The following is a 17,596-nucleotide window of genomic DNA, read 5'->3' as shown; positions in this document are numbered from 1 at the left end:
TCTTATTATTTCTTTCTACGTTCTACGATATACTTGTTACTCGGGTTTTTCTTAGAACGAGTTCTATAACCTTTTGCTGGTATTCCATTTCTTGAACGTGGATGTCCACCAGAAGAACGTCCTTCTCCACCACCCATTGGGTGATCAACAGGGTTCATTGCAACAGGTCTTGTTCTAGGTCTTCTTCCTAACCATCTAGTTCTACCTGCTTTACCAGATACTACTAATTGGTGATCTGAATTAGAAACCGCTCCAATTGTAGCAGCACAAGTTAACAAGATCAATCTTGTTTCACCCGACGGCATTTTAAGCGTAGCGTATTTACCATCTCTTGCCATTAACTGAGCAAATGTACCTGCCGAACGAGCAATAACTGCTCCTTGACCTGGACGCAACTCAATACATGAGATAACAGTTCCTAAAGGGATTCTACTTAAAGGCAATGTATTACCAATCTCAGGTTGTGCTTCTGGACCAGAAACTAATTTCTGACCAACTTTTAAACCATTTTGAGCGATAACATATGTTTTCTCTCCATCAGCATACGCCAACAAAGCGATAAAAGCAGTACGATTTGGATCGTATTCAATAGACTTCACAGTTGCAGGAATTCCTTCCTTAGTTCTTTTGAAATCAATAATACGATATCTCTGCTTGTGACCACCACCCGTATAACGCATGGTCATCTTTCCTTGACTATTTCTACCTCCAGAGTTTTTTATCGGCGCTATCAAAGAGCGTTCCGGCTTATCAGTTGTAATGGCGTCATAACCATTCACAACTCTAAATCGCTGACCTGGGGTAATAGGTTTTAATTTTCTTACTGACATTTTTCTATCTTAGATATTGTTGTAAAAATCAATTGTTTCTCCTGCTTGTACTTGAACAATTGCTTTCTTAATTGCATTCGTCTTTCCACTGATCAAACCACTTTTAGTGTATTTTGTCGATCTATCTGGTCTTACATTAATAGTATTCACACTCAAAATAGTTACTCCATAAGCAGCTTCAATAGCTTTCTTAATTTGTATTTTGTTCGCTTTTCTATCAACAACAAACCCGAAGCGATTCAAAACTTCACTTTCTTTGGTTACTTTTTCTGTTACTATAGGTCTAATAATAATACTCATATTCCTATTATTTGCTTAAATTTTCTTCAATTCCTTCTAAAGAACCCTCTAAAAACACTAAGTTATTAGCATTTAATATTGCATAAGTACTTAATTCTGAACTACTTACAACATTAGACGCCTTTAAATTGCGTGAGGACAAATATACATTTTTATTTGACTCTCCCAACACAAATAGCGATTTTTTATTCTCTAAACCTAAAGCCTTCAAAACGTTAATGAAGTTTTTAGTGTTTGGTGCATCAAAATTAAAGTCTTCAAGAACGATGATATTCGCCTCTTTTGCTTTAATTGAGAAAGCTGATTTTCTTGCCAATCTCTTTACGCCTTTATTCAATTTGAATGAATAGCTTCTTGGTCTTGGTCCGAAAATTGTTCCACCACCTTTAAACAATGGATTTTTAATACTACCCGCACGAGCAGTACCAGTTCCTTTTTGCTTTTTAATCTTACGTGTACTACCAGCAACTTCAGCTCTTTCCTTAGCTTTGTGCGTTCCTTGTCTTTGATTTGCTAAATATTGTTTAACATCAAGGTATACTGCGTGATTGTTTGGCTCAATTGCGAATACTGAATCAGAAAGTTGAACTTTTCTGCCAGTATCTTTTCCGTTGAAATCTAATACTTTTACTTCCATTACTTGTGAATGATTACATAAGAGTTATTATGCCCAGGAACGCATCCTTTAACAAGAAGTAGATTCTTTTCAGTAACTACTTTTAAAACTCTAAGGTTTTGAACGTTTACATTTACTCCTCCCATACGTCCAGCCATACGCATTCCTTTGAATACTCTAGATGGATAAGATGAAGCCCCTACAGAACCTGGTGCTCTTAAACGGTTATGTTGACCGTGAGTTGCTTGACCAACACCACCAAAACCGTGACGCTTTACAACCCCCTGAAAACCTTTACCTTTAGACACACCTTGTATATCTACAAATTCTCCTTCAACAAACATAGTAACATCTACAAGATCTCCTAATTTTTGTTCTGTCGCAAAATTCTTGAATTCAATGACTTTTTTCTTAGCTACAGTTCCAGCTTTTTTAAAGTGACCTACAGCCGCTTTAGTGGAATGTTTCTCGTTTTTGTCATCGAAACCAAGTTGCAACGCTTCGTACCCGTCAACACCTTTGGTTCTGACTTGGGTAACAACACAAGGACCAGCTTCGATTACTGTACAAGGAATATTTTTCCCGTTCTCGTCGAAAATGCTAGTCATGCCGATTTTTTTACCAATTAACCCAGACATAAATATTAATTATTAATTATTAAATATAAATATAGAACGCAGCTTTTAGCCAAATCCTATTTTTTTTTAGTGGTGCAAAAGTATAACTTATTTACACACAAAACAAAAAAATATTTTTTAGTTAAAAGCAGCGTCCTTTTTTTACTCTTAAATTTACTTAAACTTTAATTTCAACTTCAACTCCACTTGGCAATTCAAGTTTCATTAAAGCATCGATAGTTTTAGATGAAGATGAATAAATGTCAATTAATCTCTTGTATGACATTACTTCAAACTGCTCTCTTGCTTTTTTGTTTACGTGAGGTGAACGCAAAACAGTGAACAGTTTTTTGTGAGTTGGCAATGGAATTGGTCCAGTTACAACCGCACCGGTAGTTTTTACCGTTTTTACAATCTTCTCTGCTGATTTATCAACCAACATATGATCGTAAGACTTTAGTTTTATTCTGATTTTTTGACTCATTTTCTTAAGATTAAGCGTTTCCTTTTGCTTTTTTAATTACAGCTTCCGAAATATTTGAAGGTGTTTCTGCGTAGTGAGAAAACTCCATTGTAGAAGTAGCTCTACCTGATGACAATGTTCGTAATGTAGTTACATAACCAAACATTTCAGATAAAGGCACATCTGCTTTAATTGTTTTCGCACCATTTCTGTCACCCATGTCATTAACCTGACCTCTACGACGGTTGATATCACCTACGATATCTCCCATGTTTTCTTCTGGTGTAATAACTTCCATCTTCATGATAGGCTCAAGAATAACAGCACCTGCAGCCTTAGCCACTTCTCTGTATCCCATTCTTGCAGCTAATTCAAAAGACAATGCATCTGAATCGACAGGGTGGAAAGATCCGTCTGTTAAAGTTACTTTCAAACTATCTACTTGGTATCCAGCTAAAGGACCTGTTTTCATAGCTTCTCTAAAACCTTTTTCAACAGATGGGATATATTCTTTAGGAACGTTACCACCTTTTACCGCATTAACAAATTGCAATCCAACTGGAGCTTTACCATCTACTTCATCAGCAGGTTCTAATGTAAATACGATATCACCGAATTTACCACGACCTCCAGATTGTTTCTTGTACGTCTCTCTATGTTGTGCCGCTCTTGTAAATGCTTCTTTGTATTCAACTTGAGGCTCACCTTGATTCACTTCAACTTTAAACTCACGTCTCATACGATCAATAAGCACATCTAAGTGAAGCTCACCCATACCTGATATAATTGTTTGCCCTGAAGCCTCATCAGTTCTAACTGTAAACGTAGGATCTTCTTCAGCTAATTTAGCCAAAGCCATACCCATTTTATCTACATCAACCTTAGTTTTAGGCTCAATTGCAACACCAATAACTGGCGCAGGAAACTTCATTGACTCAAGAATAATTGGGTGCTTTTCATCACACATTGTATCTCCAGTCTTAATGTCCTTAAATCCAACTGCCGCACCAATATCACCAGCCTCGATATAATCGATTGGGTTTTGCTTATTAGCATGCATTTGGTAAATACGAGAAATACGCTCTTTGTTTCCTGAACGAGTGTTCAAGATATAAGAACCTGCATCCAAACGTCCTGAATAAGCACGGAAAAATGCTAAACGACCTACGAAAGGGTCAGTAGCAATTTTAAAAGCTAAAGCAGCGAATGGTTCAGTAACCGATGGTTTACGTAAAATTTTCGTTTGATCTTCTTCTAGCAATTCAGCATCATCAGGATGAATTCCCCAAATACCTTCTTTCTCCATTGGAGATGGCAAGTATTTACAAACTGCATCTAATAAAAACTGAACCCCCTTATTTTTAAACGACGATCCACAAAGCATTGGGATAATCGCCATATCAATAGTAGCTGCTCTTAAAGCATTGTTGATTTCTTCTTCAGTAATAGAAGTTTCATCTTCCATATACTTATCCAAAAGATTTTCATCGTAATCTGCTACTGCTTCGATTAATGCCGAACGGTATTGTTTTACCTCTTCGATCATATCTTCAGGAATAGCAACAATGTCGTAAGTTGCACCATGGTTTTCATCATGCCATACAATAGCTTGATTTTTCACTAAATCCACAACTCCTCTAAAATCTTGCTCATCACCAATAGGCAAAGTAATCGCAACTGCATTAGACTTCAACATATCTCTAACTTGCTGACAAACAGCTAAAAAGTTAGATCCTTGACGGTCCATTTTGTTAACGAATCCCATACGCGGCACACGGTACTGATCTGCAAGCCTCCAGTTAGTTTCAGATTGAGGTTCTACACCATCAACTGCACTAAACAAGAAAACTAAACCATCAAGTACACGCAACGAACGATTCACTTCAACTGTAAAGTCAACGTGTCCTGGTGTATCGATAATGTTAAAGTGATACGGAATAGATTCCGGTAACGCTTTACCTTGTTTTGAAGGGAAATTCCATTCACAAGTCGTCGCAGCAGAAGTAATTGTAATACCTCTTTCCTGCTCTTGAGCCATCCAGTCCATTGTTGCAGAACCTTCGTGAGTCTCACCTAGTTTGTGGTTTTTTCCTGTATAGAAAAGAATACGCTCTGTTGTTGTAGTTTTACCTGCATCAATGTGAGCCGCAATTCCAATGTTTCTTGTATATTTTAAATCTCTAGCCATCTCGATTAAAATCTAAAGTGAGAGAAAGCTTTGTTAGCTTCTGCCATTTTGTGAGTATCCATTCTTTTCTTAACCGCAGCTCCTTCTTCTTTAGCCGCAGCTAAACACTCAGACGCTAAACGTTGTGCCATAGATTTTTCGTTTCTTCTTCTAGAATAAAGTATCAACCACTTCATTGCCATAGAAATCTTACGATCTGGTCTAATTTGCATTGGAATTTGAAATGTAGCTCCACCAACTCTACGGCTACGTACTTCTACGTGAGGCATAACGTTTGTAAGTGCATCTTTCCAAATTTCCAAAGATGATTTTTCTGAATCTTGCTTTTTAGACTCTATAATGTCAATTGCATCATAAAATACTTTAAAAGCTGTAGATTTCTTACCGTCCCACATTAAGTTATTCACGAAACGTGTAACTAATTGGTCATTAAACCTTGGGTCTGGTAAAAGTGGTCTTTTCTTTGCCGCTCTTTTTCTCATGTCTTTGTTTTAACAAAATTAAACATCTATAAACTCACAATATATCGTGTTTCTATGATGCAAACTTTAAATTACTTTTTTACTTCTTTTGGGCGTTTTGCACCATACTTAGATCTCCTTTGCGTTCTTCCTGCTACACCTGATGTATCAAGCGCACCACGAACGATGTGATATCTAACTCCTGGTAAATCTTTTACCCTTCCACCCCTAACTAATACTATCGAGTGCTCTTGTAGATTGTGTCCTTCTCCAGGGATGTAAGCATTCACTTCATTACCATTTGTCAAACGTACACGCGCTACTTTACGCATTGCAGAGTTTGGTTTTTTTGGTGTAGTAGTGTAAACACGCGTACAAACCCCTCTTCTTTGAGGACAAGAATCTAAAGCAACCGATTTACTCTTCTTAGTCATCTGAGTTCTTCCTGTTCTTACTAATTGTTGAATTGTTGGCATAATTAATACTAAAAATTATTATGATATTTAATTCCCGCTTTTTACGGGGTTGCAAATGTAGAAAATATTTTTTACTTGACAAACGTTAAAACATTAATTTTCAATACAATTATTTGATATTCCTATTTATTTCAGTAGAAATAAAAAAAATACTACTTTTATTGAAATTAAAATGGAACTTGAAAACAATCCTCAAAACCTTAATTATATTCCTGCTGACTGCTCCGATTTCAGCTCAAAGCATCATTTTAACTGTTTCTGGCAAAACAGCGGAAGAAACTAAAATTATTGACTCATTACAATACAGTAAAATTCAATTCAACGCGCAAACGGCAACAAAAGAAGTTACAGCATTAACGAACAAATTACTTCAACTTGGCTACATAAACAATGAGATCTCATTTAATCCCACCTCGACCAAAGACACTTTATATTACAAAATCAACCTTAATAATCAAATAAAAAATATACACATATACATTGGCCGAAATAAAGAGGAAATAAAATTACTGTTTACTAAAGGCATCAACGACACTGTACTTATTCCGTATCCAAAAATTGATCAATATTTGCAATTAAAGTACAACGAGTTGGCCGCTCTGGGAAAACCATTTACAAAAATTAAACTAGAGAATATACAGCAGAGAAAAAATTATCTCATAGCCGAATTGATAATTAAATCAGAGCAGACAAGAATTATAAATGCTATAACTTACAATTTTTCAGATCCACAAAAATCAAATACACTCCCTAAAGCGTACCAAAAATTTATATCTAAGAAATTTGTCGGAAGAGAATATACCAAAAAAAATATTGAAAAAATAAACAAAACACTTAGTGCAATAAGCTTCGTCACAAGTACAAAACATCCAGAAGCTTTATTCAAAAAAGATTCAACACTAATATACACCTACCTAGAAAAACAAAATTCAAGCAACTTCGATGGTTACATTGGATTTAACACAGACGAAAATAAAAAACTCCGCTTGAATGGCTACTTGGATATTCAACTGGAGAACATCATGCACGCCGGAGAGGAGTTTTCACTGTATTGGAAAAACGATGGGAAAGAACGGAAAACTTTTGACACTCAATTGGAAATTCCTTTTGTTTTCGGAACTCCATTTCTCATCAAAGGAGTATTGAACATTTTTACACAAGACAGCACCTTTCAAACCACTAAAATAGCCGCAACTGTAGGTTATATTATAAATCTCGACTCCAAAATAAAACTACAGCATCAAACAACGCAGTCGAGCAACATACAAAACATAAACTCGAGCATAATCAAGGACTATCAAAGCAAATTCAATTCGTTAAATTATACGTACATCAAGCAAAGAGATAACGATTCCTTTTTAAACAACAATACGAGTCTAGACTTAGACGTTGGCTACGGCGTCAGGACAACAAACAAATCAAAAAGTACGCAAAAAAACTTTAAAACTGATTTTTCGTACACTTTTACAATTAATCCCAAAAACTACTTTGGACTTAGAAATTTAAATTATTTGTTAATAAGTAACAATTATTTAACAAATGAACTCTATCGCTTTGGGGGTGTAAAATCCATAAGAGGATTTTCAGAAAACAGTATTCAAGCAAACTATGTATCGTACATAACTACGGAATATTTATATATTGTAAACTCAAACCTTTATCTGAATTCAGTACTAGACTTCGGTGTTTACGAAGATAGAACCGTAAATATGAGTAGAGGAAATCAGAAAACTCTAAAAAGTTTTGGCATCGAAATTAATTTAAAAACTAAAAGTAATATCGTAAAAATATCTTTAGCGAATGGCAGCAGCGGCAACGAGAAAATTGAATTATATAACACAATCTTAAACATCTGTTATAATGTTAAATTTTGAGTTAATAAAAAAAAAGCTTTTTAAAAATTAGGTTACTTAACAGATAATTGTGAGTTTTGTGGAACTAATTCAAAATATTTAAAAATGAAACTAAAGTTCAAAGGACTATTAGTGCTCCTATTGGCGCTAATGACGCAAATTACTTTTGCGCAAGAAAGAATTGTTTCGGGAATTGTTTCTGACGACACAGGAATGCCTTTACCAGGTGTAAGTGTGTTAATTAAAGGAACGCAAACCGGGACTCAATCAGATTTTGATGGAAAATATTCCATTAAAGCAACCCCAAGTCAAGTATTGGTATTTACTTACATTGGAATGAAAACTAAAGAAGTAGCTGCTTCTGCTACTACAGCTAACGTAGTTCTTGCACCAGATGCAATGGAACTTGAAAGCGTAGTAGTAACAACAGCATTAGGTATTAAAAGAGAGAAAAAATCTCTTGGATATGCTGCGCAAGATCTAAAAGGAGACGTTCTTAGTGAAGGAGGAACAAACAATGCGGTTTCAGCTCTTTCTGGAAATGTTGCAGGTTTGCAAGTTACTTCACCTTCTACAATGGGAGGTTCAACTAGAATCATTTTAAGAGGTATTGGGTCAACTACAGGAGAAAACAGACCATTAATCGTAGTAGACGGTATTCCTTTGGATAACGGAAACTATAATACTACAAGTACTCAAAGAGGTGCTGGAGGTAGAGATTATGGTGATGCTTCTGCTGATATTAATCCAGATGACATCGAATCAGTTACTGTGTTAAAAGGTGGACCAGCAGCGGCTCTTTACGGAAACAGAGCTGGTAATGGTGCAATTCTATACACAACAAAATCTGCTAAAAAAGGTAGTGGTAAAGCTGAAATAGCAATCAATAGTGGAATTACATTTGAAAGTGTTTACATTATGCCACAACTTCAAAATTCATATGGTGGTGGATCGGCAGAAACTTTTGAAACAGAAACTATCAATGGAAGAATATATAACGTTGCTGACTATTCTGTTGATGAAAGCTGGGGACCAAAATTTGACAATAATTTAAAGTACCTTCCTTGGAACGCGTTTGATCCAGAATTTGCTAATGATTATCTTAAAGAAACATCTTGGATAGCATCTCCAAATGACGTAAGATCATTCTTTAATACAGGGATTACTAGAAATAACTCTATATCATTCACAAAATCAAGTCAAGATTCAGGTGTTAGATTTTCATATGCCAACCAAAAAACGGAAGGTATAGTTCCAAATTCTACTTTAACTAAGAATACTTTATCTGTAAATGCTAATGCGCAACTATCAGAAAAACTTAAAGTTGAAGGGATGATGACTTATGTTCAAACGAGAGGTTTTAACAGACCAGAAGTTGGATATGGAGATAATGGATTAGCTCAAAAATTCTTTCAGTGGGGTCAAAGACAATTAGACTTCAACAAACTGAAAGATTACAAACTAGCTAACGGAGGACAAAGATCATGGAATAGAATTTCTGCTACCGACGGAACGCCAGCTTATTCAGATAACCCATACTGGATTATCAATGAGAACACATCTGCTGACACAAGAAACAGAGTGTATGGTAATGGAAAAATAACGTACAAATTCACACCAGACTTTTACGCTGTAGGTAACGTTTACGGAGACACTTACTCTTTAAATATTAACGAAAGAGTGGCAATTGGATCACAAGCCACTTCTAGCTTTACAACTAGCGCAAGAACTTTGACAGATTTTAACTATGAAGGTCGTTTGCATTATGACAAAAGATTCGACAAATTTAGTGTTAATACATTTGCTGGGGTTAACAGAAGAAGCTATAATTTAAGTAGAGTAACTGGAGAAACAGTTGGTGGATTAGTTCTTCCAAATATTTACAACTTATCTAACAGTGCAAATTCAGCTAAAGCTATAAACTACGAAGAGAAAACGAGAACAAATAGTGTTTACGGATTTCTTTCACTAGGATACGATGATTTCTTATTCTTAGAAGTTACTGATAGAAATGACTGGTTTAGTACAGTAAATAAAGATGTTAATTACGCTTCTGTAACTGGAAGTTTCGTTTTCTCTGAATTGACTAACGTAGATTGGTTAAATTATGGTAAAATTAGAGGAGGATGGGCTCAAGCAGGAAATGCTACAACGCCATATAGATTATCTTTTGATGGTTTAGCTGACACTCCTTTTCAAGATGACATTAGATACAGTCAACCAAATACAGCTTCAAACCCTGATTTAGTTCCTGAATTAAAAACAACAAAAGAAGTTGGTCTAGAATTAAGCTTATTCAACAGAAGAGTTGGACTAGATGTTACTTATTATGATGTACTTACGACTGATTTAATTACTCCAGTTCAAGTTGATCCATCAGTGGGTTATACTTTCGCATTAAAAAATGCTGGTAAATTACAAAATAAAGGTATCGAAGCTACAGTAACTGTTAACCCAATAAGAACAGAAGATTTTAGATGGGACCTTACTTGGAACTTTGCTAAAAATGAGAATAAATTACTTGAATTGTCTCCAGGTCTTAATGAGTTAATCATTGGTAGTGCCCCTTTCCGAGCTACATTATTAGCAGTAACTGGACAACCTTACGGCCAGATTTACGGAACGGACTTTACTTATGACGACAAAGGAAACAAAATAATAGATGAAGATGGTGCTTACATCGCATCAAAAAGAAAATCATTAGGTACTATTACTCCAGAATACAATATGGGTATTAGAAATGCATTTAAATACAAAAACTTAAGTTTAGGGTTCTTAATTGACATTCAAAAAGGAGGTAATTATTTCTCAACTACTCACATGTGGGGAATGTACTCTGGTATGTTAGAAGAATCAGTTGCTAACGATCTTAGAGAAAACGGAATAGTTTTAGATGGTGTTTATGCAGACGGAACTAAAAACACTACTGTTTTAGCAGGTCAAGATTACGCTAAAAATCACTACGGTGGTGTTGATGCGTTGAATGTTTTTGATGCGAGCTACGTAAAATTAAGAGAATTTACACTTGGTTACAACATCCCTAGAGAAATTACAGGTTCATTATTCACTGACATTAAATTCTCATTCTTTGCTAGAAATTTATTTGCATGGGGATTAGATTGGAAAGGAATGGATCCAGAGATGGCTTCTTATGGTAGTGGTAACACTCAAGGTCTTGAAGGAGGTTCTCTACCATCAACCAGAACTTACGGTATGAATGTAGAATTTAAATTCTAAAAAAAAATCAAGATGAAAAAATTACTTATATCAATATTATCAATTACAGCATTACTTACAACTACTGTAAGTTGTTCTGATCAATTAGAGGAAATAAATAAAAACCCTAATGCTCCTGCTGTCGACAATATTCCCGCTTACGCATTCTTTAACGATGCTTCGGTTTACCTTATGGACAATTCAAGAGGAAGTTTTTCTTCTGGAAGAATGGCATTGCCGTGGGTACAGTATTCAGCTCAAAGAAACTATACTGAAGAAGATAGATTTCAATTTAGAGAGGGTACAAATCAAAATTTGTACCGTGACTACTATTTAGTAGCAAAGGATTTCAAAACAGTGATTGATCTGAACACAGATCCGGCTACGAGAGATATAAATTCTGCTTACGGAAAAAACAATAACCAAATTGCTGCAGCAAGAGTTATGTTGGCGTACACTTTTTTACAATTAGTTGATGCTTATGGAGACGTTCCTTATTATTCTTACGGAAATAAAGATGCTGATTTTCAAGCTTTACAATTGATAGAAGGATTTGAAAAACCAAAATTTGCTTCTCAAGTAAAGATCTACACCGATCTTATGAAGGAACTGAAAGAAGCGTCAGCAATGATCGTAACTACAGAAGATAAAGTTTTTACGAATGGAGACCAATTATTCAACAGTCCAGGAAAGCTTAAGAAATTTGCAAATTCATTGAGATTGCGTATAGCTAATAGAGTTAAAGGTGTAGTGCCAGGCGCTGAAACACATATTGCTGAAGCTATAGCTGAAGGAGTAATGACTTCTAACGCTGACAACGTTGGTCTAAAATATGAAGCAAATGACGTTAATCCAAGTCCTTTTTACGATGAATTTTTCCTTGGAAAAAGAAGTGACTTTGGGATTACGAACACTTTTGTTGATTTATTAAAAGGAAACTTAAGCACATCTTTTGGAGTTGATCCAAGGTTGCAAAAGTTTGCAGCTCCAAAAACGGCTTCAACTACCAAAATTAAGACAAAAGATTACCTAGAAACTGATGATTTAACTCAGTATGTTGGTATGCCTTACGGTATAACTAGTGCTCAAACTGCTGGTCAAAAAGTTGGTACTTCATTCTGGAGTTCAAACGTTTTGAAACAAGATTACACAGAGATCTTGATGGAATATGCTGAAGTAGAGTTCTTGTTATCTGAAAATGACAATTGGAACATTGCTAACTACAAAAAAGGTGTTACAGCTTCTATGGAACGTTGGGGAGTAGATGCAGCTAAAATTACTTCTTACGTTGCAAGTTTAGCAATAGCTAATAAGGAGAATGTACTTACTCAAAAATACATCGCTTTATTCATGCAACCTTATGAAGCATATGCAGAGTACAGAAGAACTGGATATCCAAACACTCTTCTTCAACCAGGAGGAACATACAAACTGAACACACCTATTGACGGAGTGACTACGTACACATTTGAAGCCTTAAGCAAATTGACAGCTATCCCAGCAAGATTTACTTACCCAGTAAATTTAGAGCAAATTAATGGTGAAAATGTAACTGCTGCTGCTGCCGCTATTGGTGGTGACAAATTAGATACAAAGTTAATTTGGGATAAAAACTAATTTAATTCACAAATTATATTTAGAAACCACCAGCGAAAGCTGGTGGTTTTTTTTATACAACTATTTACAATAAAACAACAGCTCTTTGCCATTGAAATTGCAAAAACTAAAGCCAACTGACTGTTTAAATACAGATTATGGACTTTCATTATCTCTTGTGTTATGATCTCCAATTCATTTCAAATTCCTCCAACATTAAAATTTCCTAACATAGCAAAAGCAAATAAATAATTTATTTCATCCAGTAATGATTTTTCAATTTTAATTTTTACCTCAAAAATGCAGTTAATTAACGATGTGATTTAATTTATCAGAACACTTTTTACAGTTTTAGTAATAAGTTATAAAGTGTCAAAAACAGTGCGTTTTTTAGTAACAACGAAATGAAAACACCATTATACTTGTTAAAATTTGTATAAAATTAGGTCTGTTAAGAAATTATTATGACATTTATAAGAACTAATTCAAAAAATTTAAAAATGAAACTAAAGTTCAATGGATTCTTAGTGCTACTATTGGCACTTTTGACGCAAGTTGCTTTTGCGCAAGAAAGAGTTGTTTCAGGAAATGTTTCCGATAATTCAGGAATGCCATTACCAGGCGTGAGTGTATTAGTAAAAGGAACTAAAACTGGATCACAAACTGACTTTGATGGAAAATTTTCCATTAAAGCAACATCAAGCCAAATCTTGATATTTAGCTATATTGGGATGAAAAGCCAGGAAATAATGGCCAATTCAACTAATTTAAATGTCAGTCTAAAGGATGAGTCAGTAGAGCTTGAAGGAGTTGTGGTGACGGCTCTCGGAATTAAAAAAGACGAGAAAAAACTTGGATACGCAGTATCAAAAGTAAGCGGAGACGAAATTACGAAATCAGGTGAACAAAATCTTATTCAAGCATTAGCAGGAAAAGCTGCTGGTGTGCAAATTGTAGGTTCTGGTGGAACTCCAGGCGCCTCTAGTAAAATTATTATAAGAGGCCTAAACACAATTACAGGATCAACTGATCCTCTAATTGTAGTCGATGGAATACCAATTGATAATAGTACTGATCAAACATCTGCAGGTGACAATCCGTTTAACGCAAACTTATCTGGGATTAACAACTCTAACAGAGCTTTGGACATCAATCCAAACGATATTGAAAGTGTAACAATTCTGAAAGGACCAGCTGCCGCTGCTTTGTATGGCGCAAGAGCAGGAAATGGCGTAGTTATTTACACAACAAAAAAAGGTAGAGCACAAAGAGGCTTAGGAATTGACTTTAGCACATCTTTAGCTATTGACAAAGTAAGTCAATTACCTGCAAGACAATCAAAATACGTTCAGGGCACCAGTGCAACTGCTACTGCGATAGCACCAAGTACTCCTCAAAGTTGGGGTCCTACTGCTGCTGCTTTAGGAATACCTGTATATGACAACGTCGGAAATTTTTTTCAAGAAGGTATTACACACAATAATAATATTGCTTTCTATGGTGGTAATGAGAAAGCGACATTTAGAACTTCTTACGGAAACTTGTCTCAAACAGGAATGGTACCGGAAACAGGATTAAAACGCAATACAATTAGACTCGTTGGAGACTTAAACTTAAGTGACAGTTGGAAAGCTGGAGCTAGTATGCAATATACACGTACAACAAATACTTTGGTTCAAAACGGAAGTAACGTATCTGGTGTCATGTTAAGTTTGCTTAGATCTGTCCCAAACTACGATTTAAGAGATTACATTGATGAAGAAGGAAATAATAAAAACTATTTTAGCTCTTATGATAACCCGTATTTCACTGTAAATGAAAATCCTGCAACAAGTGATGTTAACCGTGTCTTAGGCAACATTTACCTTACATACAAGCATGCTCAGTGGTTGGCTCTAACTGCAAAAGGTGGTATTGATGCGTATTCTGACGCACGCAAGCAAATATTTGCAGTATCTGCGAACAATGCAGGAGGAATTGGCGAGGTTTCATTTAACAGTATCAACAATAAAGAATTTTACGGAGATTTATTAGCAACTGGTTTGATACCACTTAAAACAGAATGGCTACAAATCAACTATACTGCTGGTCTTAATTTACGTTCATCTCAGTATCTTAGTTTATATTCTAGAGGTAGAGATCTTGCTGTAAGAGGACTGTACAATTTAAGCAACGCTACAGAACTTTATGCCTCCAATTATGAAGCTAATACGATATCAAGAGCTGTATTTGCTCAGGTAGAATTTGATATCAAGGATCAAATTTTTCTAGCGGGTACTGTTCGTAAAGAGTGGTCTTCCACTTATGGAACAAACGTAAACAGTGCTATATTTCCTTCTGGAACAGCAGCTTGGATAGCTTCTAACACATTTGATCTTAACAATTATGTAAAGCTAAGCTATGGTTACGGTGAAGTAGGTATTGCACCAAGAGCTTATGCTACAATTAGTACCTATTCTCAGCCATTTATGACAGACGGTTTTACCGACGGCTTAAGTTTTCCATACGATGGAATAAACGGAATGACTGTTTCAGGTACATTAGGAAATCAAAACCTAAAGCCCGAAAGAGTATTGGGTCATGATCTTGGTTTGAGTACAAAATTTATTGACAATAGATTGTCCGCAGATATTAGTTTGTACCATAAAACTTCCAAAGATCTATTGATTAATGTTCCTCTACCACAATCATCTGGATTTGGAACAGATTATAGAAATGCTGCAGAATTAGTAAATAAAGGTATTGAAGTTGAACTTGGCTACGATATTTTTCAAAAATCGAATCCGTTTCAGTGGAACATTAATTTAAATTGGGCTAAAAACGAGAACAAGGTTATCGATATTTCTGGAGGATTAACAGAGGTTTCTGTTGAATCAGCTTTTGCGTCAATCGGATACTATGCGGTGAAAGGTCAGCCACTAGGTAGCTTCTACGGCACAAAATGGGCACGCGACGATAATGGTCAAAAAATAATAGGTTCTAACGGTCTAGCTGTTATTGCAGATGAAACTGGTAACTTAGGAAACTCTGCTCCAAACTGGACCGGTGGATTTAGAAATACATTTGCTTACAAAGGTATTACATTGTCTGCATTTATAGATGTTAGGCGTGGCGGAGCAGTTTATAACGGAACATTAGCGAGGTTACATAACTTCGGTATTTCAGAACAATCTGCCGATAGAGAGCGTACCTACATTATTGAAGGCGTTAAAGCAGATGGAAGTCCTAATGATATTGCTATAAGTGCAAAAGACTATTTTAGAAAATATTTGGGAGATGGTGGAGGAGCTGCAGAAGAAGCAGTTACTGATGTTAATTGGGTTAGATTACGTGATGTTACCTTGAGCTACGATTTCAATGTTAAAAGATTTCCAGCAATTAATAATGCACAAATAGCATTTACAGGAAGAAACTTGTTTTTGGACACAAATTACAAAGGTGTTGACCCAGAAACTAGCTTAACTGGTGCTGGTTCAAGAATCAACGGACTAGATTACTTTAACAACCCAGGTAGCAAATCATTCATCATGAGCCTAAAAGTAGGTTTTTAAACTAAAATATATAAAAATGAAAAAACATATAAAAAGTATGCTTGTAGCAGTGCTTGGCATTGGACTACTTGCAAGCTGTCAAACAGAATTAGATAATTTTAACGAAAATCCAAATTCACCGACAACTACAACTCCATCTTTACTTTTGTCTGCTATGGAAGTTTCGACTTTTGCCACACATACAAGTGGTTTAATTCGAAATGCTAACATTTTCACACAACAGTTGGCTGGAACAGATGTTGGACAGATGGGGCCAATAGCAGAGTATGTAATTACAGAAAATGATGTAACTAACGAATGGAACGCTATTTTTGGAACAACATTAATTAGCGGACATATTTTGTCACGCGATTTTGCTGAAAATTACCCACATTATAATGGAATTGGACAAGTTCTAACTGCGTTAAACCTAGGATATGCTACTGACATGTGGGGTGATGTTCCTTACGACGAAGCATTTAGAGCAGAAGAAGGCATCAAAGCACCAAAATATAATACTCAAGAAGAAATCTATCAGCGATTACAGTCAACTTTAGATGCAGCTATACTTAATCTAAAGAAACCTGCAGCAAGCAATACATCAGTTCCAGGTGATGAAGATTTTATTTTTGGTGGTGATACGCAAAAGTGGATTAAAATTGCTTACGTTTTAAAAGCAAGATATGCCTTACGACTCTCTCAAGTGGATACAAATGCAGCTCAAAAAGCGTTAGACTACATCACAATGTCAGGTATAAGCTCTAACGATGATGACGCAAATACATTTTTTCCCGGCACTGCAAATGGTCTTAACCAATGGTATGCTTTCAACGAAGATCGTACAAACTATTTAAAAACCGGTAAATATTTTGTTGACTACCTTACTACTAGTAGCGATCCAAGATTAGCATTTTCTATCGCTAAAAATGGTGCTGGTAATTATGTTGGTAATGCTGCAGACAATCAAAGCACCACAACAACTTCTTATATTGGCTCTGCTTATGCAGCTCCAACTTCAGCAATAGGAATTGTATCGTATTCAGAAGCTAAGTTTATTGAAGCTGAAGCTAAATTTAGACTGGGTCAAAATGCTAAGCAATCATTAGAGCAAGCTGTTACTGCTTCAGTTTTAAAAATTACAGGAACAGATGCCACACCAGCCTTTTTAACAGCTGCTACTGCTACTGTTAATTTAGCTACTATTATGCAACAAAAATATATCGCGCTTTTCTTAACAATGGAGCCATTTAACGACTACCGAAGAACTGGATTCCCTTCCTTGGTACCCAACCAGTCATCGAATACAAAAGTTATTCCAGTTAGACTTCCAACGCCTGTTGAAGAAAGACAGTACAATAGTAACGCAACTGTAGTAAGTAACGTAACTAGTCCTTTATGGTGGGATAAATAATCGTCTCCAACTATAATACTAAAACCACCAGTTAAAAGC

The 17,596-nt window shown here is 35.6% G+C and carries 13 protein-coding genes; 5 read left to right on the top strand and 8 right to left on the bottom strand.

Translation table 11 applies throughout. The features are described 5' to 3' along the window. Positions 1-5 precede the first annotated feature (5 nt). The 8 genes from rplB to rpsL form a co-directional block, all read right to left on the bottom strand. Positions 6-830 (bottom strand): 50S ribosomal protein L2, encoded by an 825-nt coding sequence (rplB, locus tag ACRASX_RS07180; protein WP_066313226.1) that lies wholly within the window; start codon positions 828-830, stop codon positions 6-8. Between the two features lie 9 nt (positions 831-839). Then, positions 840-1,130 (bottom strand): 50S ribosomal protein L23, encoded by a 291-nt coding sequence (gene rplW / locus ACRASX_RS07175; RefSeq protein WP_066313225.1) that lies wholly within the window; start codon positions 1,128-1,130, stop codon positions 840-842. Positions 1,131-1,137: 7 nt separating this feature from the next. Next, complete coding sequence (gene rplD / locus ACRASX_RS07170; protein WP_432222907.1) at positions 1,138-1,767, bottom strand: 50S ribosomal protein L4; 630 nt, start codon at positions 1,765-1,767, stop codon at positions 1,138-1,140. After that, a complete protein-coding gene (gene rplC, locus ACRASX_RS07165; protein ID WP_066313221.1) occupies positions 1,767-2,384 on the bottom strand; it encodes a 50S ribosomal protein L3 in 618 nt (205 codons plus the stop codon). The genes rplD and rplC overlap by 1 nt, the downstream gene beginning before the upstream one ends. Positions 2,385-2,541: 157 nt before the next feature. Beyond that, a complete protein-coding gene (rpsJ, locus tag ACRASX_RS07160; RefSeq protein ID WP_007803605.1) occupies positions 2,542-2,847 on the bottom strand; it encodes a 30S ribosomal protein S10 in 306 nt (101 codons plus the stop codon). Positions 2,848-2,857: 10 nt separating this feature from the next. Beyond that, the gene (gene fusA / locus ACRASX_RS07155) at positions 2,858-5,014 is read right to left on the bottom strand and encodes an elongation factor G (protein ID WP_066313217.1); all 2,157 of its coding nucleotides are present in this window, start codon (positions 5,012-5,014) and stop codon (positions 2,858-2,860) included. 5 nt (positions 5,015-5,019) lie between these two features. Beyond that, the gene (rpsG, locus tag ACRASX_RS07150; RefSeq protein ID WP_007803600.1) at positions 5,020-5,496 is read right to left on the bottom strand and encodes a 30S ribosomal protein S7; all 477 of its coding nucleotides are present in this window, start codon (positions 5,494-5,496) and stop codon (positions 5,020-5,022) included. Positions 5,497-5,567: 71 nt separating this feature from the next. Then, the gene (gene rpsL, locus ACRASX_RS07145; RefSeq protein WP_066313210.1) at positions 5,568-5,951 is read right to left on the bottom strand and encodes a 30S ribosomal protein S12; all 384 of its coding nucleotides are present in this window, start codon (positions 5,949-5,951) and stop codon (positions 5,568-5,570) included. A 179-nt stretch (positions 5,952-6,130) separates the two neighbouring features. Between rpsL and ACRASX_RS07140 the strand changes: the two genes are divergently transcribed. The 5 genes from ACRASX_RS07140 to ACRASX_RS07120 all read left to right on the top strand — a co-directional run bounded on the left by ACRASX_RS07140 (position 6,131) and on the right by ACRASX_RS07120 (position 17,557). Then, positions 6,131-7,825 (top strand): hypothetical protein, encoded by a 1,695-nt coding sequence (locus ACRASX_RS07140; RefSeq protein ID WP_432222906.1) that lies wholly within the window; start codon positions 6,131-6,133, stop codon positions 7,823-7,825. Positions 7,826-7,909: 84 nt separating this feature from the next. Continuing rightward, positions 7,910-11,041, top strand: coding sequence for a SusC/RagA family TonB-linked outer membrane protein (locus tag ACRASX_RS07135; protein WP_432222905.1), 3,132 nt, complete (start codon positions 7,910-7,912; stop codon positions 11,039-11,041). 12 nt (positions 11,042-11,053) lie between these two features. Further along, positions 11,054-12,637, top strand: a complete 1,584-nt coding sequence (locus ACRASX_RS07130; protein WP_432222904.1) for a SusD/RagB family nutrient-binding outer membrane lipoprotein — start codon at positions 11,054-11,056, stop codon at positions 12,635-12,637. 479 nt (positions 12,638-13,116) lie between these two features. After that, entirely contained in the window at positions 13,117-16,167 is a 3,051-nt protein-coding gene (locus ACRASX_RS07125) for a SusC/RagA family TonB-linked outer membrane protein (RefSeq protein WP_432222903.1), read from the top strand. A gap of 16 nt (positions 16,168-16,183) precedes the next feature. Next, a complete protein-coding gene (locus tag ACRASX_RS07120) occupies positions 16,184-17,557 on the top strand; it encodes a SusD/RagB family nutrient-binding outer membrane lipoprotein (RefSeq protein ID WP_432222902.1) in 1,374 nt (457 codons plus the stop codon). The last annotated feature ends 39 nt before the right edge of the window (positions 17,558-17,596 follow it).

It is taken from the genome of Flavobacterium sp. TMP13, from assembly GCF_050847115.1.
Taxonomy (GTDB): Bacteria; Bacteroidota; Bacteroidia; order Flavobacteriales; family Flavobacteriaceae; genus Flavobacterium.
This window is presented reverse-complemented; position numbering and strand designations above follow the sequence as displayed.